The following is a 23,638-nucleotide window of genomic DNA, read 5'->3' on the forward strand; positions in this document are numbered from 1 at the left end:
CTTTTGAAGGAAATGCGATGAGCAAGCGCGAATCCGCTAAGTACAAAATTGATCGCCGTCTTGGCGAAAACATCTGGGGCCGTCCGAAGTCCCCTGTAAACCGTCGTGAATATGGCCCGGGCCAGCACGGCCAGCGCCGCAAGGGCAAGCTGTCGGACTTCGGTGTACAGCTCCGCGCAAAGCAGAAGCTCAAGGGCTTCTACGGCGATATCTCCGAAAAGCAGTTCCGCAAGACCTACGAAGAAGCCGCTCGCCGCAAGGGCGACACCGGTGAAAACCTGATCGGTCTGCTGGAATCGCGTCTCGACGCAGTTGTGTACCGCGCCAAGTTCGTTCCGACGATCTTCGCTGCCCGCCAGTTCATCAACCACGGCCACGTGAATGTGAACGGCCGCCGCGTCAACGTTCAGTCCTACCGTCTCAAGACCGGTGATGTGGTTGAAGTTCGCGAAAAGTCGAAGCAGCTGGTTATCGTTCTCGAAGCTGTTCAGCTCGCAGAACGTGATGTTCCGGATTACATCGAAGTCGACCACAACAAGCTGGTTGCGACGTACTCCCGCGTTCCGACCCTGACGGATGTGCCTTACGCTGTCCAGATGGAACCGAACCTCGTCGTCGAATTCTATTCGCGTTAATTCCAGGCGCGCTCTGGCGCGCTGGATATATGCCGAAATCGAAAAGCCGCGCTGTACTGCAGCGCGGCTTTTTCGTTGCTTTTATCCCGGCACTTTGGCGATGGGGCCGGGAGGGCCGAGCGTATCGTCAATCTGCCGGTCGGAATGATATGTGGCGCAGGCCGACAACAATGCTCCAATGAAAAACAATAAGGACAGTTTTCGGAGCGCGATGATGTGCGGCTTTCGCCGAAGAACACTTATAGAGCCAACATACTGAGCCATAGATATCTCATCCGTGAATGCCTGCATGAGTTCTAGAGCAAAAGGCAGCTGCAAACACTCATACATTTTTGCTGGCAAACGGTGGTCGACGTGTGCTGATGCACGCAATCATAAAGAAATCTTGTTTGACGGTTTTCCCGACAGCCAGTTTTCGCTATTAAGCCTTCAACATCTTCAATCGTTTTTCCGGGAAGCACCATGAACGCTTTCGATCCAGATATTGCAGAAGACGCGGGCATCGACGGCTGTCACCCGCTATTCCGCGATGTGCCGACCACGGTCGAGTTCAACAAGCTGCGCAAACGTCTTTTGCGCCTGACGCGGCAGGCTATCGAGGATTTCTCGATGGTGAAGCCCGGCGAGCGCTGGATGGTCTGCCTTTCGGGTGGCAAGGATTCCTATGGCCTGCTTGCGCTGCTGCTCGATCTTAAATGGCGCGGCCTGCTGCCGGTTGAGCTGCTGGCGGTCAATCTGGATCAGGGGCAGCCGAACTTTCCCAAGCACATCCTGCCGGATTTCCTCAATCGTTATGAAATCGAACATCGTATCGAATATCAGGATACCTATTCGATTGTGACCGACAAGCTGCCTGAAACCAGCACCTATTGCTCGCTCTGCTCGCGTTTACGCCGGGGGAATCTCTATCGCATTGCGCGTGAAGAGGGCTGTTCGGCGATCGTTCTTGGCCATCACCGGGAAGATATTCTCGAAACCTTCTTCATGAACCTGTTCCACGGCGGGCGTCTGGCTGCGATGCCGCCGAAGCTGTTGAACGACGAAGGAGACCTGATGGTGTTCCGTCCGCTGGCTTATGCTGCGGAGGACGATCTGGAGAAATTTGCGACCGCAATGCAGTTTCCGATCATTCCATGCGACCTGTGCGGCAGTCAGGAAGGGCTGCAGCGCAATGCGATGAAAGCCATGCTGACCGACATCGAAAAGCGTATGCCGGGGCGCAAGGACACGATGATCCGCGCCATGACGAATGTGCGTCCGAGCCATTTGCTGGATCGCAAACTGTTCGATTTTGCAGGACTGATGCTGAATGGCGAGGGAGAGGGTGACCATGCGGTTTGACGAAGGACAGATGGACTGGCTGGCCGATTTGCTGGCAGATGCGGCGCGTCAGGAAATCATGCCCCGGTTTCGCAGGCTGGACGTCGGTGATATCCGGCAGAAGACGTCACCCGCCGATCTGGTGACGGAAGCGGATGTGAATGCTGAACGGTTCATCACTGCCAAGCTCAAGGAACGCTTTGCCGATGCGGTGATCGTCGGTGAGGAAGCCTGCTCAGACAATCCGGCTTTGTTGACCGGCCTCGATGATGCGGAGCTTGCCTTCACAATCGATCCGGTCGATGGCACTTTCAACTTTGCATCTGGTGTTCCGCTCTTTGGTGTCATGCTTGCGGTGGTGTCGAAAGGCGAAACCGTTGCCGGTATCATTCATGATCCCGTCGGTAATGACTGGATCATGGCTTCAAAGGGTGGCGGAAGCTACATCCGCCACGCCAATGGAGATGTGAGCAAGGTCGGCGTTGCCGAACCGACTTCTATCAACCAGATGACCGGTTCGATTTCCTGGCAGTACACGGCTGAGCCGACACGGTCGCGTCTGGCACGTAATCATACGAAATTTCTGTCCCAGATCGGCTATCGCTGTGCAGCGCACGAATATCGCATCCTCGCCACCGGCGGCGCGCATTTCGTGGTCTACAACAAGCTGATGCCGTGGGATCATCTGCCCGGTGCGCTGATCCATCAGGAAGCCGGTGGCTATCTCGCGCGCTGGGATGGAAGCGATTATCTGCCGTCACATACCGGCGGCGGCATTCTGGCCGCGCCCAGCAAGGACAGCTGGCAATCCATTCACGCCGCGCTGTGGGAGGATTAGCAACGCTTGGGCCCAGCTTGTGTTTTGGACACTTGAGCACTATATTGGCGGAGTGGGTTGGAAGCGCGAACTCCCAACCCGTTTCGCTTAGATAAAGAGTCTGACCCGCACGTAGCATTGCCAGCCCGTGCGGGTTTTCTTTATCGTCAGCGTGATACTCACGGGTATGAAACCCATTTGTGTCACTCCGGTTCGAGAGCAAAGCTCTTGCCAAAGTCGAGGTGGCTTATCCTCCCCGATGCGCCTGCTGGCCGGCGCGTTCTGCTTTTGCTCCCGAAACACCCACTGATAGCATGTGTATGGCATAAGAAAAGCCCGCTAACTATGAGCGGGCTTTGATTGTTTATGACTGATATTTGATCAGATCACATGTTCGGCAGGCGGGTTCTGCACCCTGAACAGTCGCCCGCGTTCGGCTATCAGTACGCAGCCGAGGGCGACAAATCCGAGCACGCAATAGCCGGTTGCAACCGGCGTTGTCGTACCGTCAAAGGCCTGACCGATAATCGCGCCCAATGCCGCGCCGATCACCGTTTGGGCAAAGCCCAGAACGGAAGAGGCTGTTCCGGCTACTTCGCCGAGCGGCTCCATCGCCAGTGCATTGAAGTTTGCGGTGACGAGGCTGAACGAGAACATGATGGTCATGTAGATCGCCATCAGGATCGGGAAGGGAACAGGGCCTTCCATCGTGACCGAAAGTACCATCCACAAAAGGCTGAAGCTGGTGAAGACCAGCAACATGGTCTGGGAAATTCGCCGCATACCGTAACGACCGACCAGGCGCGAGTTCATGAACGAGGCGAGCGCCAGCGTCATGGCGACGGCAGCGAAAGCCAGTGGGAACAAGGCGCCGAGCTTGTAGATGTCGACGAAAATCTGCTGAGCCGAGTTGATATAGCCGAACAGCGCGCCGAGAATGAACGAGGTGCCGAGCATATAAAACAGGGCGACGCGGTTCGAAAGAACGATGCCGAAACCACCAATCACGCTCTTGACCGTCAGCGGGCGCCGGTTGGTAGCAGGCAGAGTTTCGGGCAGGCGAAGAAACGCCCAGATACCGATGACAAATGCCATGAAGGCCATCGACAGAAAGATCAGGTGCCATTCGCCGAAAAGCATGATGAGCTGGCCGGTTGCGGGCGCAACGACGGGCAGGATCATGAAAACCATCATGACGAGTGACATGACCTCGGCCATCTGACGCCCGGCGAACTTGTCGCGAACGACGGATACGGCGATCACGCGCGTGGCAGCAGCGCCAAGCCCCTGCAAGACACGCAGGATGATAAGCGTCGTGAAATCGGTGACGATGGCCGCTCCCAGAGCTGCCAGAATGTAAATGACGAGCCCGGCGAACAGCGGCAGCCTGCGGCCGAAGCGGTCGCTCAAGGGGCCATAGAAGAGCTGCGAAACGCCAAACCCGAGCAGATAGGCAGTGATGACGAACTGGACGTGGTTTTCCGACTGAACGCCGAGGCTTGCACCGATCTGCGGCAGGCCGGGCAGCATGATGTCGACCGCCAGCGCATTGATGGCCATGATCGCCGCGATGAGCGCGATGAATTCGCCGCGTCCACGCATGGAAGTCTTCTGGTCCGACGAACCGTTCTTGATGTCGAGCGGCATGACTGGCATTCCTTGGCAAAGTGGCGCATCGCGTCGCGAGACACGATACGAAAGACAAAATTTAGAAAGCAGAAGCAGACAGATGAAAATCTGTCGTTGCAGCATCTAGAGCATTTCCAGCAAAAGTGCGAAGCGGTTTTGCGTAGGATAATGCGACGGAAAAATACTTAGAGCGGTTCCAGCGACTCCGTTTTAACTGGAACCGCTCTAGCAAATGCAAAAGGCGCCGTAGAACGGCGCCTTTGGAAAAAGGTGAGGCTGAAGCCGTATAACCGGCAATTAATCCTCAAGCTGCCTTTGTGGCAATACCCTTATCGGTAAAAAGTGTCTGCAACTCGCTCGATTGGAACATTTCGCGTATGATATCGCAGCCGCCGACGAATTCGCCCTTTACATAAAGCTGAGGAATGGTTGGCCAGCTCGAATATTCCTTGATGCCCTGACGCAGTTCATCCGAAGACAGAACGTTGACGCCCTTATACTCCACACCGAGATAGTCGAGGATCTGAACGACCTGACCGGAGAAACCGCACTGCGGGAAACCCGGCGTGCCCTTCATGAAAAGCACGACGTCGTTGGTCTTCACTTCATTCGCGATGAAATCGTTGATGCCGGTCATTTGCGGTCCTTTCCAAGCATAACCCCGAAAAGTCGCCTGACTTTTCGGACAGGATTATGCGCTAAACAAATACGTCGAGGCAAATTTCGACGCAAACAGGGAGGTCTTCCCCAATATAGTCATTTGAATGCTGGTAACCACCCCGTTGGGGCGAATGCAAGTCAAATGCTCAAGAAATCCATATCAAGGGGAGCTGCATCTTGCCGCAGCAGGATTTGCTCCTCGAAATGGGGCTCCCCCAGAACGGCCTTCCGTTATTCCGGTACGCTGGTCTGCAGGGCGAGTGCGTGCAGCACGCCGCCCATATTACCCTTCAGCGCATCATAGACCATCTGGTGCTGCTGCACGCGGGACTTGCCGCGGAAACTTTCCGCGACAACCTCGGCGGCATAATGGTCTCCGTCTCCGGCAAGGTCGCGGATCGTCACCTTTGCGTCGGGAATCCCCTCGCGTATCAGTTTTTCGATCTCATGTGCGTCCATAGCCATGCAAAATCTCCCGCCGTTTCCGGCTTCTTCTTCTCATTTTATCGAATCGTAACGCACCATCGTGGAACGTCAACTAACATCTGTCTAACGCTTAAATAGCCGACAAGCAAACCGCCCGGACAGGCTTTCCATCCGGGCGGTAAAAGAAATCAACGATGTGAAACCAGGTCAGTTATCGCTGACCGGTTCGCCACTCATGAAGCCCGGGAACCAGCCTTCAAAGGCGTCAGTGAGATCGGCAACGCTGACATCGACGACGTTGCCGATCTTCAGGCTGTCGCCGCCAACCGTGCCGAGCACGCGGAACGGAACGCCTGCGCCTTCAGCATTGAGGGCAATGAGCTTTGCCATTTCCGCCGTAGCCGCGACGACATAGCGCGCCTGATCTTCACCGAAAAGAACTGCGTGCGGCAGACCGTCACCGGCATCGAGCTCTGCACCCTTACCGGACTTGATCGCCATTTCCGCGACGGCGCTCGCCAGGCCGCCATCGGAGAGGTCATGACATGCCGTGACCTGACCGTTGCGGATGGCCGAGCGGACGAACTCGCCGTTACGCTTTTCAAGTGCCAGATCGACTGTCGGGGCGGGGCCATCGGCACGGTCGAACAGATCGCGCAGGTAAACCGATTGGCCAAGATGTGTGCCATCGCCACCAAGCAGAACCAGCGTGTCACCATCCTGCATGCCACCGATCTTGGCGGTTTGTGTCCAGTCCGGGATGAGGCCAACGCCGGCAATGGTCGGCGTTGGCAGAATGGCCTGACCGTTGGTTTCGTTATAGAGCGAGACATTGCCCGAAACGATCGGGAAATCGAGCGCACGGCAGGCTTCACCGATGCCTTCGATGGCCTTGACGAGCTGGCCCATGATTTCCGGCTTTTCAGGATTGCCGAAGTTCAGGTTGTCGGTCGATGCCAGCGGCTCAGCGCCAGTCGCTGTGATGTTGCGCCAGCATTCGGCCACGGCCTGCTTGCCACCCTCGAATGGATCGGCTTCGCAATAGCGCGGGGTCACGTCGGATGAGAAGGCGAGAGCCTTGGTGTCATGGCCCTCAACGCGGATCACACCGGCATCGCCGCCCGGAACCTGCAACGAGTTGCCCTGAATGAGTGTATCGTACTGTTCATAGACCCAGCGACGGGATGAAAGATCAGGCGAGCCAATCAGCTTGAGAAGGGCAGTGGAGTAATCTTCCACTTGCGGCACATTGCTCGCGGGAAGCGGCGCGTGCTTGCCTGGCTCCATCCACGGACGATCATATTCCGGCGCTTCGTCGCCCAGATCCTTGATCGGCAGGTTGGCGACTTCTTCGCCCTGATGAATGACGCGGAAACGAAGATCGTCAGTCGTCTTGCCAACGATGGCGAAGTCGAGACCCCATTTGCGGAAGATCGCCTGCGCTTCCGCTTCCTTTTCCGGCTTCAGAACCATGAGCATGCGCTCCTGGCTTTCCGACAGCATCATTTCATAGGCGGTCATGTTCTCTTCGCGCACCGGAACATGATCGAGAATGAGTTCGATACCGAGGTCACCCTTGGCGCCCATTTCGACAGCCGAACAGGTGAGGCCAGCCGCACCCATATCCTGAATGGCGATAACCGCGCCGGAGGCCATCAGCTCAAGGCAGGCTTCGAGCAGGCACTTTTCGGTAAATGGATCGCCGACCTGAACGGTAGGGCGCTTTTCTTCAATCGACTCGTCGAATTCAGCCGATGCCATGGTCGCGCCACCGACACCGTCGCGGCCCGTCTTGGCACCCAGATAGACAACTGGCAGGCCTACGCCCTTGGCTTCCGACAGGAAGATGCCATCATGCCTGGCAAGACCGGCAGCAAAGGCATTGACGAGGATATTGCCGTTATAGCGCTTGTCGAAGTTCACTTCGCCACCAACGGTCGGCACGCCGAAGGCATTGCCATAGCCGCCGACGCCCGACACGACGCCGGATACCAGGTGACGGGTCTTCGGATGATCGGGTTCGCCAAATCGGAGCGCATTCATTGCTGCAACGGGACGCGCGCCCATGGTGAACACGTCGCGCAAAATGCCGCCAACGCCGGTCGCTGCACCCTGATAGGGCTCGATGTAGGACGGATGGTTGTGGCTTTCCATCTTGAAGACGACGCAATCGCCATCGCCGATGTCCACCACGCCTGCGTTTTCGCCAGGGCCCTGAATAACGCGCGGTCCGGTTGTCGGAAGCGTGCGAAGCCATTTCTTGGAGGATTTGTAGGAGCAATGCTCGTTCCACATCGCCGAGAAAATCCCGAGCTCTGTGAAGGTGGGCTCGCGTCCGATCAGATCAAGAATGCGCTGATACTCGTCCGGCTTAAGACCATGCGCTTCGATCAATTCCGGCGTGATGTCTCGCGTATTGGAAATAGTCATGGAAATGGGGAACCCCGTCGCAGGCTGCGGCGTCCGACGCCCTGTGCCTAAGGGACGGTCGCCTAAGGTTTCAAGGCGCCTCTTTAACCTATGTTTTCACGAAGTGCGACAGGAAAATACCGCTTTTCCAACCCTTCATCGAATATCCATAATAATCGCACGCAAGCGCACGCGGTCAGACACTCCCTTCATATCCTGCCTGTTCGTTTTCAAGCAGGCGACGGAGTGTCAGAAAACTGTTTTCGACGACACTGCGATCAGCCGGAGACGAGAAGGCAACGCGGACCCTGTGATAAATCTGATCGACACGACCGGCCTTGAACTCATCTTCATCATCGATCAGGATTCCGCTTTCATAGGCGGCGGCCTTGAACGTGCCCGAAAGCCACGGCTCGGGCAGTCCCATCCAAAGAAATGGAACTGTCGGACGGGATACGAAATCGAAACCGTCGAAGATTTCTCGCGCCATCTTTTCGCGAATGCCCGTTTCTTCGCGGCATTTGCTGTGAATGGCGTCTGCCTCGCCGGACAACACAAGCTGAGCGCCGGTTTCAGCGAGCAGGAATGCTGCGCCGCCTGTGACCATCTTGTGCGTTACCTTCACGCGTTGGGCGCAATGCGCAGGGCAGGCGACCCATCCGCTGCGTATGCCTGCGGCAACGGCCTTTGACAGACCGGAGACGACGAATGTTCGTTCAGGCGCAAAGCTTGCCAAGGGTGGAATCTGGCTGTCGCACATGATGCCATAGATATCGTCTTCGATAAGCCAGACATTGTAACGCCTTGCGATGTCGGCGATTGCACGACGGCGTTCTTCCGGCATGACGGACAGGGTAGGATTGTGCAGCGTCGGCATCAAAAAGGCGAGGGTCGGATGCTGCTGGCGGCAGGCTCGTTCGAATTCTTCCGGGATCAGACCGTATTCATCCAGACCGGCCTGAATGGTACGGCGCCCGAGAAGGCGCACGGAGCGGCTGATCTGCGCATAGGTCAGATTTTCGAACAGGATGCGATCGCCCGGATTCGTGAAGGCCGTGATGATGGCGATGCTCGCAGCCTGCGCCCCATTGGTAACGACAATGCTGTCAAGATCTGGTCGCCAGTCGGCTCGCGAAAGCCATTTTCGTCCGGCTTCCAGCCAGTGCTGCGGAAAATAGCGCGAATAGCTCGCAATATCCTGCGGAAAATCCCGATGAATGTCGGCATTGATTTTGGCCAGAACTTCATGCTGGCCGACATCCGGCGCCGCAGTCGTGTCGAAACGTATTTTCCCAGAAGGGACATCGGCAGGCTTTGTACCGGCAATGCCAGAGGCGGTCAGCGCGTTGTCTGCCGGTTCTTCGCCCAGAACGTAAGTTCCTCGACCGACTTCGCCCGTCACGAGACCGCGTTCATGGGCCAGCGCATAGGCACGACCGATTGTGCCGATTGTCACCTTCAAGTCGAATGCGAGATTGCGCTGTGGCGGAAGTTTGATACCCGCTGGCAATCCACCATTCCCGATGGCTTCTTCGATGGCATCGGCAAGCTGCAGGTAAAATGGACCGGATTTACCGGCAAGGTCTGGAATCCAATTTGTCATGGTGACAACTTATAAATTGTACCTATTGCCAAGTCAATTGTAGAGTCAATTCGGCGCTACTTGGTGACAATGCAGACATCGAGCTAAACACAAGGTTTGTCTCGACTGCTTCCCAGCTCCCAACTGGCCCAACTGGCAATGAAATGGACCGAGCCAATGTTTTACTTTAGACCGCAGACCGAGACAATAGATACAATTCTTCCTGTGCCCGTGGCTGATGGCATTACGGATTTGCCAAAAGCTTTGCAGGTCAATCTAATGGCGGCGTCCCAACCGCAGATCGGATATGTACGGCGCGTTGTCTCTTTTTGTTCTTACGCATTGTCCGACGCATCGAAGCTGGAAAAGAAATCAGTCCAGCGGACTGATTTCCCTGCGCAGACGCTTCGCACTTTTGCTGGAAGGGCTCTGAATTGGATGTCTTATCGAATGATGCTGCGGCGCAGTCGGATCGCCCTCGGCGAACTGACCGACGATCAGTTGCGCGATATCGGACTACAGCGCGACGAAGCAGAGCGCGAAGCGCGTAAGGTGCGTTTTCACTTGCGTTGAAGTATGTCGCGGAAAGCAGCTTTCCGCGACACCTTGATTACTGGCAACCGCTCTGGCCTGAAGCCCAGCGGTTGACGTCGGCGGCGATCCTGCCGCCATGGCTTTCCTGCATCATGGGACCGAAAGCCTCGACGCGTGCAGGATTGCCTTGCGCCTGCACGACGAGCAGCGGACGTAATGCCGGATTACGGGCGGGCACGACCAGAATGCGCGGACGTCCGGTGAAGGAATTCAGTTCCGGCGCGAGTGAGTAACCGCGGAAATCCTTGTCCTTGGATTTGAACCAGCAGCTATTTGCTGCCAGCGCGATGCGCTCCATGGTTGGCAGTGCCGCCTTGCTGGCGTCGACGGCGATGGGCCCCGTGGGCTTGCTGGAAGTGCAGGCTGCAAGCAATGCAATGGCCGGGAGGGCCAGAAGAGCGAAAGTCTTGGTCTTCAAGGAGGGGCTCCGATGGTGCGTGCCTTCAAAAGGCACGCATGAGAGGTGGGGGTAAACAGTGTCAGGATAGTGGTCTGATTCCGACATTTGCGTCCCTCTGATACAGGCGCCGAGCAAATGTCGGAATCGCAAAGACCACTAGCAACTTTATGTATCTAGTGGATTTTTCGAGTTTGACGTTTGAAACAGCATCTCATTCAGTCGGCATTCAAACGTCAAATTCAATCCACTAGTTGCGGCATGAAAGCTTTCAGTCCGTCATCCATCTCGTTCCAGATGCGCTCAAAAACCGGATGCTGTTTTGCCTTGGCGGCATATGCATCAAACTTCGGGAACTCGTCCAGCAAATCCGCTCTGCCCGAGAGTTTCTTCAATGGTTCCATCAGAAAACGCACCGGCAACAGCCAGCAATCTGCAAGGGTCGGTTCGTCTCCGGTGGCATAGGCTTTGTCCGAGAGACGGCTTTCGACCACTTTCAGGCCGGTGTGCATCTTTTCGAACAGGCGTTCGATGCTTGCATTGTCGCGCTCGGGCTTGCTCAAAAGGATGAAAAGCTTCATCGCGGGTCCAAGCACGTCCAGTTCCGTCACGCGGGCAAGGAGGCGAATAAGTGCGCGCTCGCGCGGCGTTCCGGGCAGCACGGATATTTCGGGAAAATGATCCTCGAGATATTCGGCGATCACCGTCCCTTCGTACAGCGTTTCTCCGGAACTGGTAATCAGCACGGGAACGCGGCGGAGCGGTGTGATATTGCCGAAATCGGCTGGAAACGGGTAGGGCATGTTCATCGGCTTGAACGACAGGTCCTTCAGGTAAAGAACCCCGCGGACAAAGGCCGAGTAAGGGGAAAGAGGTCTGGAATAAAGCTGCATGAATGAAGTTCCCCTGATTCGTTATCGCTAAAATGTGCGAGGCATTTCCAGCAAAAGTGTGAACGCTCCTGCCTGGATAGCGCATGAAACAAATATGGGGCGATCCCGACGATTCCTCCTGATCAGGACCCTCCCGAAGTCAAGCTGCCACGAAAATAGACGCTTTGCCAGTGCAGTTTTGCAGCTGAGGCGTCAGAGCAGGCGCAATAAAAAAGGCGGCTTCAATCGAGCCGCCTTTTCCGTTTATCTGTGTGCCAGCTTATGCAGCGAGGCCCAGCGCGCCAGCGAAGAGCGCCCGACCGTCATCACCGCCATGCGCGGATTCGATCAGGTTTTCCGGATGCGGCATCATGCCGAGCACATTGCCGCGTACGTTGACGATACCGGCAATGTCGTTGACCGATCCGTTCGGATTGGTGCCTTCGGCATAGCGGAACACAACTTGGCCTTCGCCTTCGAGACGCTTCAGCGTTTCGGCATCGGCGAAATAATTGCCGTCATGATGCGCGACCGGGCAGCGGATGATCTGGCCCGGCTTATAGCCACGCGTGAACGACGTGTTGGCGTTGGTTACTTCGAGCTTTACTTCGCGGCAGACGAACTTCAGCGAAGCATTGCGCATCAATGCACCCGGCAGAAGCCCGGCTTCGACGAGGATCTGGAAACCGTTGCAGACACCCATGACCATGACGCCCTTATCGGCCTTCTCGCGAACGGCCTGCATCACCGGCATACGGGCTGCAATCGCACCGCAGCGCAGATAGTCACCGTAGGAAAAGCCGCCCGGAATCAGGATCAGGTCCACATCGTCGGGAATGCTCGTATCGGTCTGCCAGACGGTCACCGGTGCCTGTCCGGTGATCTTGGTGAGTGCTGCGATCATGTCGCGATCGCGATTGAGACCGGGAAGGAGAATGACTGCGGATTTCATGAGCGTCTCTGTCCTTTGCCTGGTCAGCCGATGGCGATGGAATAGTCTTCGATCACCGTGTTGGCGAGCAGCTTTTCGCACATGGCCTTCAGGTCGGCTTCGGCCTTGCTCTTGTCGGAGCCATTCAGTTCGAGGTCGAAAACCTTGCCCTGACGGGCCGAGTTGACGCCGTCAAAACCGAGGCTGCCGAGCGCGCCGACGATTGCCTTGCCCTGCGGGTCGAGAACGCCGTTTTTCAGTGTAACGGTGACGCGTGCCTTGATCACTCTGTAGTTCCTGCAATTTTAGAACGAATGAAACAGCCCGGAAGGCTTAACTTGGCATGATCCCGAAAACCGTGTCGACTTTCCGGGATCGTGCCCTTCCGGGCTGGGCGGATCATTTTACTTTACAAGCGTAGGGCCAGCCGGGCGCGGCGTGTCGTTCTCGTTCATGATGCCGAGACGGCGAGCCACTTCCTGATAGGCCTCAACCAGTCCGCCCATGTCGCGGCGGAAACGGTCCTTGTCGAGCTTGTCGTTGGTGGTGATATCCCAAAGACGCGCAGAGTCCGGAGAAATTTCGTCGGCGACGACGATGCGCATCATGTCGCCTTCCCACAGGCGACCGCATTCCATCTTGAAATCGACAAGCTGGATGCCGATGCCGAGGAACAGGCCGGTCAGGAAGTCGTTGACGCGAATGGCGAGCGCCATGATGTCGTCGATTTCCGGCGGGCTTGCCCAGCCGAAAGCCGTGATATGCTCTTCGGTGACCATTGGGTCGTCGAGTGCGTCGGCCTTGTAATAGAACTCGATGATCGAGCGCGGCAGCACGGTGCCTTCTTCAAGGCCAAGGCGCTTTGCCAGCGAACCGGCAGCGACATTGCGCACAACCACTTCAAGCGGAATGATTTCCACTTCCTTGATCAGCTGCTCACGCATGTTGAGGCGGCGGATGAAGTGCGTTGGAATGCCAATGCGGTTAAGCTGGGTGAAAATATGCTCGGAAATGCGGTTGTTCAGCACGCCTTTTCCGTCGATGACTTCATGCTTCTTTGCATTGAAAGCGGTTGCATCATCTTTGAAAAATTGGACGAGCGTACCGGGTTCAGGGCCTTCATAAAGAATCTTGGCCTTGCCCTCGTAAATACGGCGGCGACGGTTCATGGCTTTTCTCGGATTTCCATATTTATGGTGATCGGCTCTAAGCCGCTATTCTCGCGGGCTACCTATAGCAATTGTGGGCTTTTAACAATCCTGCTTTGTGCCCGTTCCCCCGTTTTCGCTGTTTCTGATGCAAGTTTATGCATGAGTCGCAAGAAAGTAGTCTTTAGCTCTTGTATAATCTTGCTCCCCTTGCCAGCTTTAGGCAAGAGAACGGATGACGATCTCTTCTAACTTGTAAGTCTGGGAGCTTTATGAATGACCACTGGCATGGATGATCGCCGCGACGCTTTTGAAAAGAAATTCGCGCTTGATGCGGAACTGCGCTTCAAGGCGGAGGCACGCCGCAACAAGCTTCTGGGACTCTGGGCCGCAGACCAGCTTGGTAAGAAAGATGCGGATGCCGAAGCCTATGCCAAGGAAGTCGTTGCCGCCGACTTTGAAGAAGCTGGCGATGAGGATGTTTTCCGCAAGGTGCGCGCCGACTTCGATGCCGCAAGTGTAAGCGTTGCAGACGAAGTTATTCGTGAGAAGATGTTTGCTTTCCTTGAAGAGGCAATCCGCCAGGTAAAGCAGGATTGATGGATGGTTCGGGGCGGAAGGATAGATAGCACTTCCGCCCTGATCCTTTTGAAATGAAGGAAATTCGAATGTCGTTGTCTTCGCGCCTTCGCGCCGGGGAAACAGTGCTTTCTGCATGGTCCTCCCTTCCCGAACCCCTGACGGTCGAAATTCTCGCCCATAGCGCCTTCGATGCCGTAACGCTGGACATGCAGCATGGCGGCCACGACGAGGCGAGTGTTCTTCGCTCTCTTGGCCTTATCCTGAACGCTGGCAAGCCGCCGGTCGTGCGCGTTCCTGTCGGACGCTTCGACATGGCAAGCCGTGCGCTGGATTTTGGTGCGCAGGCGGTCATCGCTCCGATGATCAATTCCGTCGAGGATGCCCGCAGGTTTGCAGCCGCCATGAAATATCCGCCGGTGGGCGAACGCTCATGGGGCGTATTCCGGGCCAATGCGGATTACGGCGCACCGGGTTCCAGCGATTATCTGACCACCGCCAATCACGATACGCTTGCCTTCGCGATGATTGAAACGCGCGATGCCTACGATGCGCTGGATGCCATTCTGGATGTTCGCGGCATCGACGGCGTTTTCGTCGGCCCTGCGGATTTCTCCATTGCGTGGAGCAACGGGCGTGAGGCCAATCCGAATTCGGATGCGATTGTGGAACCTATCGGCAATATTGCCCGCAAGGCCGCTGCGGCAGGAAAGATCGCCGGTATTTATTCACCTTCGCCGGAGTTTGCGCGTCGCTACATTCCGCTTGGTTTCCGCTTCCTGACACTCAGCAACGATGGCGGTTATATCCGGCTCGCAGCAGAAACGCTGACCAAAGCGGTTCGCGACTAATTCCATTGCAAGATATTGAACAAGAAAAGGCGGGCTAATGCCCTGCCTTTTTCATGCTGTATGAATAAACATCAGTGATGCTTGGGCGCCTGTAGTTGCGTCATGAACTCGGCGAACACCATCGAGCCTTCCGGCCACGGTCCATGCCCGGATTCCGAGTTGATATGCCCGGATTCGCCAGCATCGATCAGCATTGCACCCCAGTCCTTCACGACATCTTCGGCAGCTTCAAAGCTGGAGAAGGGATCGTTGCGGCTGACCACGGTGATCGTGGGGAATGGCAGACGTTCACGCGGGTAGGGGCCGAACGTCATCAGATGCTTGGGGCGGATCTTGTCGTTGGAAACATCCGGAGGCGCCACGAAAAAGGCTCCAGCCACCTTGTGCTGAAAATGCGGCAAGGCATGAACTGCAGTTGCAACGCCGAGCGAATGCGCGACGAGAACAATCGGCCTGGTCGCCGCATTGGCGGCCTTTACCACTTCACCAATCCAGTCTTCGCGAACAGGTTTGGTCCACTCGGCCTGCTCGACGCGCCGCGCCGTCGAGAGTTTGCTCTCCCAACGGGTCTGCCAGTGGTCGGGGCCGGAATTGGTATAGCCGGGGATGATGAGGATATCTGCTTCTTTGACTTTCATGGCTTCCCATTTAGAGAGGCTTTGTAACTTCTTCAAGCCGTGCTTGTTGTATGCTTGGTATAGAAGGCATGCGAATGATGAACAGCCTGTTCGCTGATCGTGATCTTGTGAAACATGTCCCAAATGGTGATGTTTAGGCAAGATTTGAAACACGACGGAGAGACTGGCATGACAATCAGCAGACGTAATATCCTCGGCGCTGCCGGGACTGCTGTCATGGCCAACATTCTTCCTGTTCGCGCAGAAATGCCGTCGAAGGAGGGCGACATGACACAGCATTTGAGAGCAACCGCAGTCGAAACCGAACGTACGGTTGCTCCGCTTCCATTCGCAATGACCACGCCAATGCGTGTGGCTCGCGTTGGCCTGAAGGCGCGCGATGCCGAAACACTGGCTGAATATTATCGCGATGTCGTCGGCTTGCGTGAGATGACGCGTCGCGGCGCGTCGATTGTACTCGGCGCCGGCGACCGCGAACTGATGGAAATTGAACAGTTTTCGGCGGCCAGGCCGGACGATCCGCGCAGCGCCGGTCTGTATCACACCGCGTTCCTGCTGCCGACACGTGGCGACCTTGCGCGCTGGTCGCGCCGCGCCATCGACAAGCAATTGCCGGTCAGCGGTGCATCGGATCACAAGGTAAGCGAAGCCATCTATCTGACCGATCCCGAGGGCAACGGTATCGAAATCTATTCAGATCGTCCGAATAATGAGTGGCAATGGAATGGCGACCGTGTTGCCATGAGCACCGATCCGCTCGATGTCAGCAATCTGCTCGATGTCATCAAGCGCGAGGGCGGAGAATGGGACGGCGCACCGCAAAACACCGTGGTTGGTCACGTTCATCTGCGCGTCGGCAATGCCCATGAAGCCGAAACCTTCTGGCATAACGAACTCGGCCTTGAAACCGTTCAAACCTATGGTGACCGGGCTGTGTTCATGTCCACCGGGCGCTACCATCACCATATCGCTGCCAATGCCTGGCAGAGTGCCGGTGCGGGCAAGCGTGACGAAGATCGGACCGGCCTCGGCTGGGTTGAGCTGGAAGACACGCGTGGCGGTAACAACAGCACCTTCGTGGATCCATGGGGCAACGTGGTCAATACGATCAAGACCAAGGCGTAACCAGCCCATCTCCAGAATGTAAAAAACCCCATGTTTTCATAAACATGGGGCTTTTTTCGGATTCAAATTATGAACCAATTAGAGCATAATCCGACCGGAGTGAAACGAGGATCGATAAGATTATGCTTGAAATATAATAACTTAGAGCGCCGATCTGATTCAATCAGATCGAAACGCGCTCTAAAGGGGGGCGCAGATTTTGGTTATGACGTGCCGAAAATCGTGGCTTGCGAGAACCGGAGCGCAGTGTGCTTCACGCATGGTCCCGAAAAGTTGCAGACTTTTCGGACAAGACCATGCGAATAGAATAACTACGTGAGCACCGGAAGCGCAGTAAGACGCGATTTGCAGGCCGTCAGAGCCGAAATCTCAACCGAAGACGCGCTTGAAAATCGTATCTACATGCTTGGTGTGGTAGCCGAGATCGAACTTTTCGCGGATCTGTTCTTCGGAAAGGGCCGCGCGTACTTCCGCGTCGGAGAGCAGTTCTTCGAGGAAGTCGGCACCCTGTTCCCAGACCTTCATGGCGTTGCGCTGCACGAGACGATAGGCGTCTTCGCGTGATACGCCAGCCTGTGTCAGCGCCAGCAGCACGCGCTGAGAATGCACCAGACCGCGGAACTTGTTCATTTTTTTCAGCATGTTATCCGGGTAGATGACCAGCTTTTCGATCACGCCAGCCAGACGGTTGAGCGCGAAGTCGAGCGTGATGGTGGTGTCCGGGCCAATGGCACGTTCGACGCTCGAATGCGAAATATCGCGTTCGTGCCAGAGAGCCACGTTTTCCATCGCAGGCGTTACCGACATGCGAACCAGACGGGCGAGGCCGGTCAGGTTTTCGGTCAGAACCGGGTTGCGCTTGTGCGGCATGGCCGACGAACCCTTCTGGCCCGGCGAGAAGAATTCTTCCGCTTCCAGAACTTCCGTGCGCTGCATATGGCGGATTTCGATGGCGATGTTTTCCATCGAAGAGGCGATGACGCCGAGCGTTGCAAAGAACATTGCATGGCGGTCACGCGGGATCACCTGCGTCGAAACCGGCTCTGCTTCGAGGCCGAGCTTGGCGCAGACATATTCTTCCACACGTGGGTCGATATTGGCGAACGTGCCAACAGCGCCGGAAATGGCACCGGTTGCGATTTCTTCGCGCGCCGCAACGAGGCGGGCACGGCCACGCGCCATTTCGGCATAGAAACGCGCAAAGGTAAGGCCCATGGTCGTCGGTTCGGCATGGATGCCGTGGCTGCGGCCGATGCGGACCGTATCCTTGTGTTCAAAAGCACGCTTCTTCAGGGCTTCCAGAACGCGGTCCATGTCGGCAAGCAGCAGATCGGCAGCGCGTACGAGCTGGACGTTGAGCGTGGTGTCGAGCACGTCCGAAGAGGTCATGCCCTGATGCACGAAGCGGCTGTCCGGGCCGATGAATTCCGCCAGATGGGTCAGGAAGGCGATGACGTCATGCTTGGTGACGGCTTCGATTTCGTCGATACGGGCGACGTCGAACTTCGCCACGCTACCCTTTTCCCAGATGGTCTTGGCCGCTTCCTTCGGGATGACGCCGAGTTGCGCCAGCGCCTCGCAGGCATAGGCTTCGATCTCGAACCAGATGCGGAACTTCGTTTCGGGCGACCAGATGGCGACCATTTCAGGCCGGGAATAGCGCGAGATCATGGGTGCATCCTGTAGAAAGTGGGAGTTTAACGATTGCGGGCAGCTTCAGCCGCAGCACGAATGGCGTCGATATTGGCGCGGTAGCTCTCGACGGAGTTGCCCTTGTAAACGGCAGAACCGGCCACGAGAATGTTGGCGCCTGCTGCAACGACCAAGCCTGCGGTTTCCGGTGTAATACCGCCGTCAACTTCGATATCGATAGGGCGGTCGCCAACCATTTCGCGGACGCGCTTGATCTTGTCGAGCATCGGCGTGATGAACTTCTGGCCGCCAAAACCGGGATTGACGGTCATGACGAGGACGAGATCGACATCATCGATGACGTTCGTCAGCGCTTCGGCGGGCGTTGCCGGGTTAAGCGCCAGACCGGCTTTCTTGCCCAGAGCGCGGATCGACTGCAGAGAACGGTGCGTGTGCGGACCGGCTTCGGCGTGAATTGTGATGAGATCGCAGCCAGCATCGGCAAACGGTGCCAGATACGGGTCGCAGGGCGCAATCATCAGATGCGCATCGAAGAATGCCTTGGTGCGCGGGCGGATCGCCTTCACCACCTGCGGGCCGAAAGTAATATTCGGCACAAAATGCCCGTCCATGACGTCGATATGCACCCAGTCGGCACCGGCTTCCAGCACGGCATCGACTTCTTCGCCAAGACGGGCGAAATCGGCGGAAAGAATGGACGGGGCGATGGCGATGGGGCGCATATGTGATCTCCGTAACTTTGGCCAGCCCCTAGCACATGAGGGGCAAGAATCCTATCCCCAGCGCTTGTGGAACCACATCCACTGGCCAGGATATTCGCGCACCCACGTCTCAACGGTATCGTTCAACAGCTGTGCGGTTGCGGCAACATCGATCTCGCCCTTGTCGTCGCGCGGCAATTCCATGCGCTCATAGAGTTCGAGACGATAGCGTCCACCGGGAAGGCGGATACAGCGTGCCGGATAGACGTCGCAATCATATTGCCGCGCAAGCTTGGCCAACAGTGGATTGGTCTTCACCGGGCGGTTGAAGAAGGTGGAAGGCACACCGCGGCGGAATTTCTGGTCCACCAGCATACCGACATTGCCGCCTTCATCGAGGATATGCGCAAGCGACCACGCGGCCCCGGCTTTCGACGGCACCAGATGGCCCATATTGGTGCGACGGGCTTTCAGAACCTTGTTGGCGATATAGGGATTGTTTGGCGGGCGGAAGAGCGCCGTAACGTTCAGACCGAAGGTGGCGGCGCAGATTGGTAGAAGTTCGAAATTGCCGGTATGGGCGGTAAAGAAGATATGCGGCTTCTTCTCGTCGCGCAGGCGTTCAAAAATCGGAATGCCTTCCACTTCGACCAGTCCCGGTTTCGTCGAATGGGGATCGAAATCGAAAACAGCATCGAGGAAGATATATTCCGCGAAGAGGCGCGCCATCGAATCCCACATTTCGCGGGCGATTTCCTCGATTTCCGCGTCGCTTTTCTCAGGATAAGCCTGACGCAGATTATCGGTGGCAACCTTGTGGCGCGGCGTCAGCGGCCCGATCAGACGGGCCACCTTGGCTGAAAAGCTGATTGCAGCCTTCGCCGGAAAAAGGCGCAACAGGCCAAGCAGCAGAAAGACGGCCTGCGCCCAGAGCCAGTAGTTGAACTGCTTCAGCTTGCGGGTCCAGCGGAAGAGCAGAAGTTTCAGCTTGAACATCATGGACGTGGGCGACTCAGTCGATCTCGAGAATGATCTTGCCGAAGACGTCGCGGCCTTCCATGCGCTTCAGCGCCGTATCGATATCGTTGAAGCCGACCACGGTGTCGATGACCGGATGCACGATGCCGCGCGCCATTTTCTGCATGGCGTCTGCCATGTTTTCCATGCGGCAGCCAAACGAACCCAGAATCTTGAGCTGCTGCTGGAAGAGCTGCATCAGGTTCATATTGGTCGAGACGCCGGAGGTCGAGCCGCAGGTGACGAGACGTGCACCGCGCTTCATGCAAAGCATCGAACCGGCCCAGGTATCCGCGCCGACATGCTCGAACACCACGTCCACACCCTTCTTCTTGGTGAGCTTGCGCACCACGCCCTCGAAGCGGTCTTCCCGGTAGTTGATGACGTGATCGGCGCCGAGTGCCTTGGCCTTCTCGATCTTGTCGTCGGAACCGACTGTCGTGATGACCGTGCAGCCCATCTTCTTGGCAAGCTGGATGGCGGCTGAACCGATGCCGGAACCGCCAGCCTGTACGAGTACGGTTTCGCCGGGCTCAAGCTTGGCATTGTCGAACAGCATATGCTCGACCGTACCGAAGGTTACAGGGGCGACGGCGGCGCCGATGGCATCCACACCGGGAGGTGCCGGAACGAGAAGACGGGCAGGCAGGTTCACTGCCTCGCACGCAAAGCCGTCGAGATGGAAACCATGCACGCCGCCGACATGTTCGCACAGATTGTCACGGCCTTCGCGGCAGGCGCGGCAAAGACCACAGGTGCGCGCACCATAGATCGAGACGAGCTGACCGGGCAGGAGATTGGAAACGCCGGGGCCGACAGCATCCACAACGCCTGAAGCTTCCGCACCGATAACCAGCGGCATCTTGCGCTTGGCAAACGCCATGCCGCGCCAGCCCCACACGTCGATGTGGTTGAGCGCAACGGCCTTGATCTTCACGGTTACCTCGCCAATGCCGGGGGCAGGCGGCGGTGCGATATCGGTGATTTCAAGGCGGCGATCGTCGAGAAGCTGCAAGGCGCGCATGAAGTAATCCTTTTCAAGACATAATCCCGGAAACGGCGAACCGTCCGGGATCATGGGAAAATTCGTATTTGTCGGACCGATTAATTCGGATTTGCCGCCAAAACAAGGCTCGTATTCTGTCCGCCGAAACCGAACGAGTTGGAAAGCACGGCAGAAACTTCCGCCTGACGCTTTACATTCGGCACGACATCAAGCGGAATAGCCGGGTCCGGATTGTCATAATTGATGGTCGGGGGCAGGGTACCCGTCTGGATCGTCAGCAGCGAGAAGACTGCCTCGATTGCACCCGCAGCGGTCAGCGTATGGCCGATCATCGACTTGTTGGAGGAAACCGGGATTGAGGCAAGCTTGTCGCCGAATACGGTCGAAAGCGCCAGATATTCCATCTTGTCGTTTTCCGGCGTCGAGGTGCCGTGGGCGTTGATATAGGAAATCTGCTCTTCGGTCAGACCGGCATCGGCCAATGCGGCGCGCACCGTGCCAATGGCAGGTGAAGCGTCCGGCTTGGAACGGGTGCGGTGGAAATCATCGGCCTTTTCGCCGCAACCGGCCAGAATGCCCAGAACCTTGGCGCCGCGTGCAACAGCGCTTTCGAGTGATTCCATCACCAGCGCGCCGGAACCTTCCGACATGGCAAAGCCGTCGCGGTCCTTGGAGAAGGGCTTGGAAGCCTTTTCCGGCTTGTCGTTCTGGGTGGAAAGGGCCGAAAGCAGCGAAAAGCGGATCAGGGCTTCGGCAGAGACGGAGCCGTCAGTTCCGATGGAAAGAACCCGATCACTTTCGCCACGACGGATGGCTTCGACACCAAGCTGGATCGCAGTCGCACCCGAGGCACATGCGGTCGAAAGCGTGATCGGCAGGCCGCGCGTGCCAAAAGCTTCCGACAGGCGTTCAGCGATATAGCCGAACTGGGTCGTATTGAAGAGTTCATTCTGACGGGCGCGGCGGCATGCTTCCAGCAGGAGCTGATAGCTTGCCGGACCTTCATTCTTCACGGTCGCATCAAGTGCGAACCGGCTTTTCCAGTCCAGTTCGACCGGAGGAGCCGCCAGAAAAAGCGGACCGCCGAAATCGGTAGACGAAAGACCGGACTGGGCAAGGGCTTCCTCACCTGCGAGCCGGGCCAGCGCTTCGGAGAGCGCCGATGCGCCCACATCGCTTTCGGCCAGGAAATCGACAGTTCCGGAGAAGCGTGTATTGAGGTTGTCGGTTGGAAAGCGGGTGATGGCATGGATACCCGATTTTCCGCCGGTCAATGCAGCCCAATTGTCTTCCTTGCCCTGACCGAGCGAGGAAACCACACCTGCGCCGGTGATGGCGACAATGGGACGGCCGAGATGGTCTGTATATTTCGTCATCTTATACTCTCACCAGCTTTGCTGCGCCTTCGGCACGAGTCGCTCCGACTGCGGTGACAATTGCTTCGCTGATTGGGCCACTGGCATCCTTTTCGGATGCATCCAGCGGTGCAAAAGCCTCGCCTTTCCAGACGGATATGGCCGCAAGTGCCAGCGCCAGCGGGAACTGCGCTTCGCGCAAATGACCGGTCAGGCCGGATATGCCGCGATAAGTGGCTGACAGAGCGTCCAATGCGGTTTTCTCCGCGCCGGTCGCTTCATGGGCGCCGGAAGCAGCGGAAACAACATAGGAGGGGTCCTTGCCGCCATTGGCTGCAAGGATGAGTTCACGGATGGTGTTCGTAAGATCGGCATTGTCGCGCCGGATCTGTGCACTTTCGATGCCGGCAACTTCCGCATAGGCGCGTGCGCCGCGCTTGGCTGCGTGGTCAGCGCTTTCCAGAACAAGGAACACGCCGCCGGAACCGGAAATCATGCCGCCGCCAGCCGAACCGTCACGCTGCCAGAGCGGCGCCCAACCATCATGCTTGAGCAGTCCGCCAAGCTCGTGACCGAGAATCATGTCGAAATGTTCGGCATTGTAGGAACCGCCAACCAGCGCATGGGTGCTCTGACCCGTGCGAATGCGCGCCGCTGCGGTTTCGATAGCCGAAAGGCCGGAACCTTCTTCGCCCATGAAGGTACGCGAAGAACCGGTCACCTTGTGGACGATCGAAATATTGCCTGCGAGCAGGTTGGAAAGCTGCGCCAGAAACAGGGTCGGGCGCAGTTCGGTCGAGAGTTTCTCGTTCAGCATGACGCCGCGATCGTTGCGGGTGCGGCCTTCATCCAGAATCTGCATATCGACGGTGATGTCGCGTTCGCCGCCACCGGCACCCACGACCATATCCATGGTCGCGCAAAGCGCTTCGTCGTCCTTCATGCCAGCATCCTGCAGAGCAAGCCCTGCGGCATAGGTGCCAAGGCGCTGCCAGGTTTCCATCTGGCGCTGATCGCCACGCTTTGGAATCTGCAGGCTCCAGTCCACTTCACCCAATGGATGAACAGTGTAAGGCGCAAAGGCTTCCTTTTCGAGGCGCGGCTCAGTGCCAGCCTTCGAGAAAGCGTTCCAATGCACATCGACCCCTTCCCCGAGCGAGGAGATGATGCCGATACCTGTGATGACGACTTTATTGTTCTGCATGGGTCCCGTTTGTCCGTCGATGCTGAGACTGCTCTGACACGCGAAAAATTCGCGCTACCAGAAACGGAATCAGGGCGAACATTTCTGTT

General features: G+C 57.0%; 24 protein-coding genes. 7 read left to right on the forward strand and 17 right to left on the reverse strand.

The features are described from left to right. Positions 1–17 precede the first annotated feature (17 nt). The 3 genes from rpsD (at position 18) to ABDF71_RS06715 (ending at position 2,793) form a co-directional block, all read left to right on the forward strand. On the forward strand, positions 18–635 hold the full coding sequence (gene rpsD, locus ABDF71_RS06705) for a 30S ribosomal protein S4 (protein WP_010661196.1): 618 nt from the start codon (positions 18–20) through the stop codon (positions 633–635). Positions 636–1,097: 462 nt separating this feature from the next. After that, positions 1,098–1,976: a tRNA 2-thiocytidine(32) synthetase TtcA gene (gene ttcA, locus ABDF71_RS06710; RefSeq protein ID WP_151616350.1), complete on the forward strand. Its 879-nt coding sequence runs from the start codon at positions 1,098–1,100 to the stop codon at positions 1,974–1,976. Continuing rightward, on the forward strand, positions 1,966–2,793 hold the full coding sequence (locus tag ABDF71_RS06715) for an inositol monophosphatase family protein (RefSeq protein WP_151616351.1): 828 nt from the start codon (positions 1,966–1,968) through the stop codon (positions 2,791–2,793). The genes ttcA and ABDF71_RS06715 overlap by 11 nt, the downstream gene beginning before the upstream one ends. Before the next feature lie 360 nt (positions 2,794–3,153). Here ABDF71_RS06715 and ABDF71_RS06720 read toward each other — a convergent pair whose 3' ends face one another. From ABDF71_RS06720 to ABDF71_RS06740, 5 genes are all read right to left on the reverse strand, one after another. Next, positions 3,154–4,419: a multidrug effflux MFS transporter gene (locus ABDF71_RS06720; protein ID WP_010661200.1), complete on the reverse strand. Its 1,266-nt coding sequence runs from the start codon at positions 4,417–4,419 to the stop codon at positions 3,154–3,156. A gap of 286 nt (positions 4,420–4,705) precedes the next feature. Beyond that, complete coding sequence (grxD, locus tag ABDF71_RS06725; protein WP_125334296.1) at positions 4,706–5,038, reverse strand: Grx4 family monothiol glutaredoxin; 333 nt, start codon at positions 5,036–5,038, stop codon at positions 4,706–4,708. Between the two features lie 254 nt (positions 5,039–5,292). Further along, on the reverse strand, positions 5,293–5,526 hold the full coding sequence (locus ABDF71_RS06730; RefSeq protein WP_006466620.1) for a BolA/IbaG family iron-sulfur metabolism protein: 234 nt from the start codon (positions 5,524–5,526) through the stop codon (positions 5,293–5,295). Between the two features lie 168 nt (positions 5,527–5,694). Beyond that, positions 5,695–7,917 carry a phosphoribosylformylglycinamidine synthase subunit PurL gene (gene purL, locus ABDF71_RS06735; protein ID WP_151616352.1) on the reverse strand — a complete coding sequence of 741 codons (2,223 nt, stop codon included), beginning with the start codon at positions 7,915–7,917 and terminating at the stop codon, positions 5,695–5,697. A gap of 175 nt (positions 7,918–8,092) precedes the next feature. Continuing rightward, positions 8,093–9,499 (reverse strand): aminotransferase-like domain-containing protein, encoded by a 1,407-nt coding sequence (locus tag ABDF71_RS06740; protein ID WP_151616353.1) that lies wholly within the window; start codon positions 9,497–9,499, stop codon positions 8,093–8,095. A 138-nt stretch (positions 9,500–9,637) separates the two neighbouring features. Between ABDF71_RS06740 and ABDF71_RS06745 the strand changes: the two genes are divergently transcribed. Next, a complete protein-coding gene (locus ABDF71_RS06745) occupies positions 9,638–10,051 on the forward strand; it encodes a DUF1127 domain-containing protein (RefSeq protein ID WP_012092241.1) in 414 nt (137 codons plus the stop codon). 37 nt (positions 10,052–10,088) lie between these two features. Here the strand turns inward: ABDF71_RS06745 and ABDF71_RS06750 are convergent, their stop codons facing one another. The 5 genes from ABDF71_RS06750 to purC form a co-directional block, all read right to left on the reverse strand. Further along, positions 10,089–10,490, reverse strand: a complete 402-nt coding sequence (locus ABDF71_RS06750) for a hypothetical protein (RefSeq protein ID WP_012092240.1) — start codon at positions 10,488–10,490, stop codon at positions 10,089–10,091. Between the two features lie 221 nt (positions 10,491–10,711). Continuing rightward, entirely contained in the window at positions 10,712–11,362 is a 651-nt protein-coding gene (locus ABDF71_RS06755) for a glutathione S-transferase family protein (RefSeq protein ID WP_012092239.1), read from the reverse strand. 259 nt (positions 11,363–11,621) lie between these two features. Beyond that, on the reverse strand, positions 11,622–12,293 hold the full coding sequence (purQ, locus tag ABDF71_RS06760) for a phosphoribosylformylglycinamidine synthase subunit PurQ (RefSeq protein ID WP_012092238.1): 672 nt from the start codon (positions 12,291–12,293) through the stop codon (positions 11,622–11,624). 23 nt (positions 12,294–12,316) lie between these two features. Next, positions 12,317–12,559, reverse strand: a complete 243-nt coding sequence (gene purS / locus ABDF71_RS06765) for a phosphoribosylformylglycinamidine synthase subunit PurS (RefSeq protein ID WP_010661208.1) — start codon at positions 12,557–12,559, stop codon at positions 12,317–12,319. A gap of 117 nt (positions 12,560–12,676) precedes the next feature. Then, positions 12,677–13,441, reverse strand: coding sequence for a phosphoribosylaminoimidazolesuccinocarboxamide synthase (purC, locus tag ABDF71_RS06770; protein ID WP_010661209.1), 765 nt, complete (start codon positions 13,439–13,441; stop codon positions 12,677–12,679). Between the two features lie 255 nt (positions 13,442–13,696). Between purC and ABDF71_RS06775 the strand changes: the two genes are divergently transcribed. Together ABDF71_RS06775 and ABDF71_RS06780 are read left to right on the forward strand one after the other, a co-directional pair. Next, on the forward strand, positions 13,697–14,020 hold the full coding sequence (locus tag ABDF71_RS06775) for a DUF1476 domain-containing protein (protein ID WP_010661210.1): 324 nt from the start codon (positions 13,697–13,699) through the stop codon (positions 14,018–14,020). A 62-nt stretch (positions 14,021–14,082) separates the two neighbouring features. After that, positions 14,083–14,850 (forward strand): HpcH/HpaI aldolase family protein, encoded by a 768-nt coding sequence (locus ABDF71_RS06780; RefSeq protein WP_500061659.1) that lies wholly within the window; start codon positions 14,083–14,085, stop codon positions 14,848–14,850. A 71-nt stretch (positions 14,851–14,921) separates the two neighbouring features. On the opposite strand, the gene ABDF71_RS06785 is transcribed toward ABDF71_RS06780, so the two are convergent. Next, on the reverse strand, positions 14,922–15,488 hold the full coding sequence (locus tag ABDF71_RS06785) for an alpha/beta hydrolase (protein ID WP_151616354.1): 567 nt from the start codon (positions 15,486–15,488) through the stop codon (positions 14,922–14,924). A 168-nt stretch (positions 15,489–15,656) separates the two neighbouring features. On the opposite strand from ABDF71_RS06785, the gene ABDF71_RS06790 reads away from it, so the two are divergent. Beyond that, positions 15,657–16,613, forward strand: a complete 957-nt coding sequence (locus tag ABDF71_RS06790) for a VOC family protein (protein WP_012092236.1) — start codon at positions 15,657–15,659, stop codon at positions 16,611–16,613. Between the two features lie 369 nt (positions 16,614–16,982). Here ABDF71_RS06790 and purB read toward each other — a convergent pair whose 3' ends face one another. From purB to ABDF71_RS06820, 6 genes are all read right to left on the reverse strand, one after another. Then, on the reverse strand, positions 16,983–18,284 hold the full coding sequence (gene purB / locus ABDF71_RS06795; protein WP_500061415.1) for an adenylosuccinate lyase: 1,302 nt from the start codon (positions 18,282–18,284) through the stop codon (positions 16,983–16,985). 26 nt (positions 18,285–18,310) lie between these two features. Beyond that, entirely contained in the window at positions 18,311–18,988 is a 678-nt protein-coding gene (gene rpe, locus ABDF71_RS06800) for a ribulose-phosphate 3-epimerase (protein WP_500061416.1), read from the reverse strand. A gap of 51 nt (positions 18,989–19,039) precedes the next feature. Continuing rightward, the gene (locus ABDF71_RS06805; protein ID WP_029924994.1) at positions 19,040–19,966 is read right to left on the reverse strand and encodes a lipid A biosynthesis lauroyl acyltransferase; all 927 of its coding nucleotides are present in this window, start codon (positions 19,964–19,966) and stop codon (positions 19,040–19,042) included. 13 nt (positions 19,967–19,979) lie between these two features. Next, a complete protein-coding gene (locus ABDF71_RS06810; RefSeq protein ID WP_010661217.1) occupies positions 19,980–21,008 on the reverse strand; it encodes a zinc-binding dehydrogenase in 1,029 nt (342 codons plus the stop codon). Positions 21,009–21,088: 80 nt separating this feature from the next. Beyond that, entirely contained in the window at positions 21,089–22,366 is a 1,278-nt protein-coding gene (locus ABDF71_RS06815) for a beta-ketoacyl-ACP synthase (RefSeq protein ID WP_151616357.1), read from the reverse strand. A 1-nt stretch (position 22,367) separates the two neighbouring features. After that, the gene (locus tag ABDF71_RS06820; RefSeq protein ID WP_433762006.1) at positions 22,368–23,549 is read right to left on the reverse strand and encodes a beta-ketoacyl-ACP synthase; all 1,182 of its coding nucleotides are present in this window, start codon (positions 23,547–23,549) and stop codon (positions 22,368–22,370) included. Between the last annotated feature and the right edge of the window lie 89 nt (positions 23,550–23,638).

The organism is Ochrobactrum sp. WV_118_8 (assembly GCF_039631535.1).
Lineage (GTDB): Bacteria > Pseudomonadota > Alphaproteobacteria > Rhizobiales > Rhizobiaceae > Brucella > Brucella anthropi.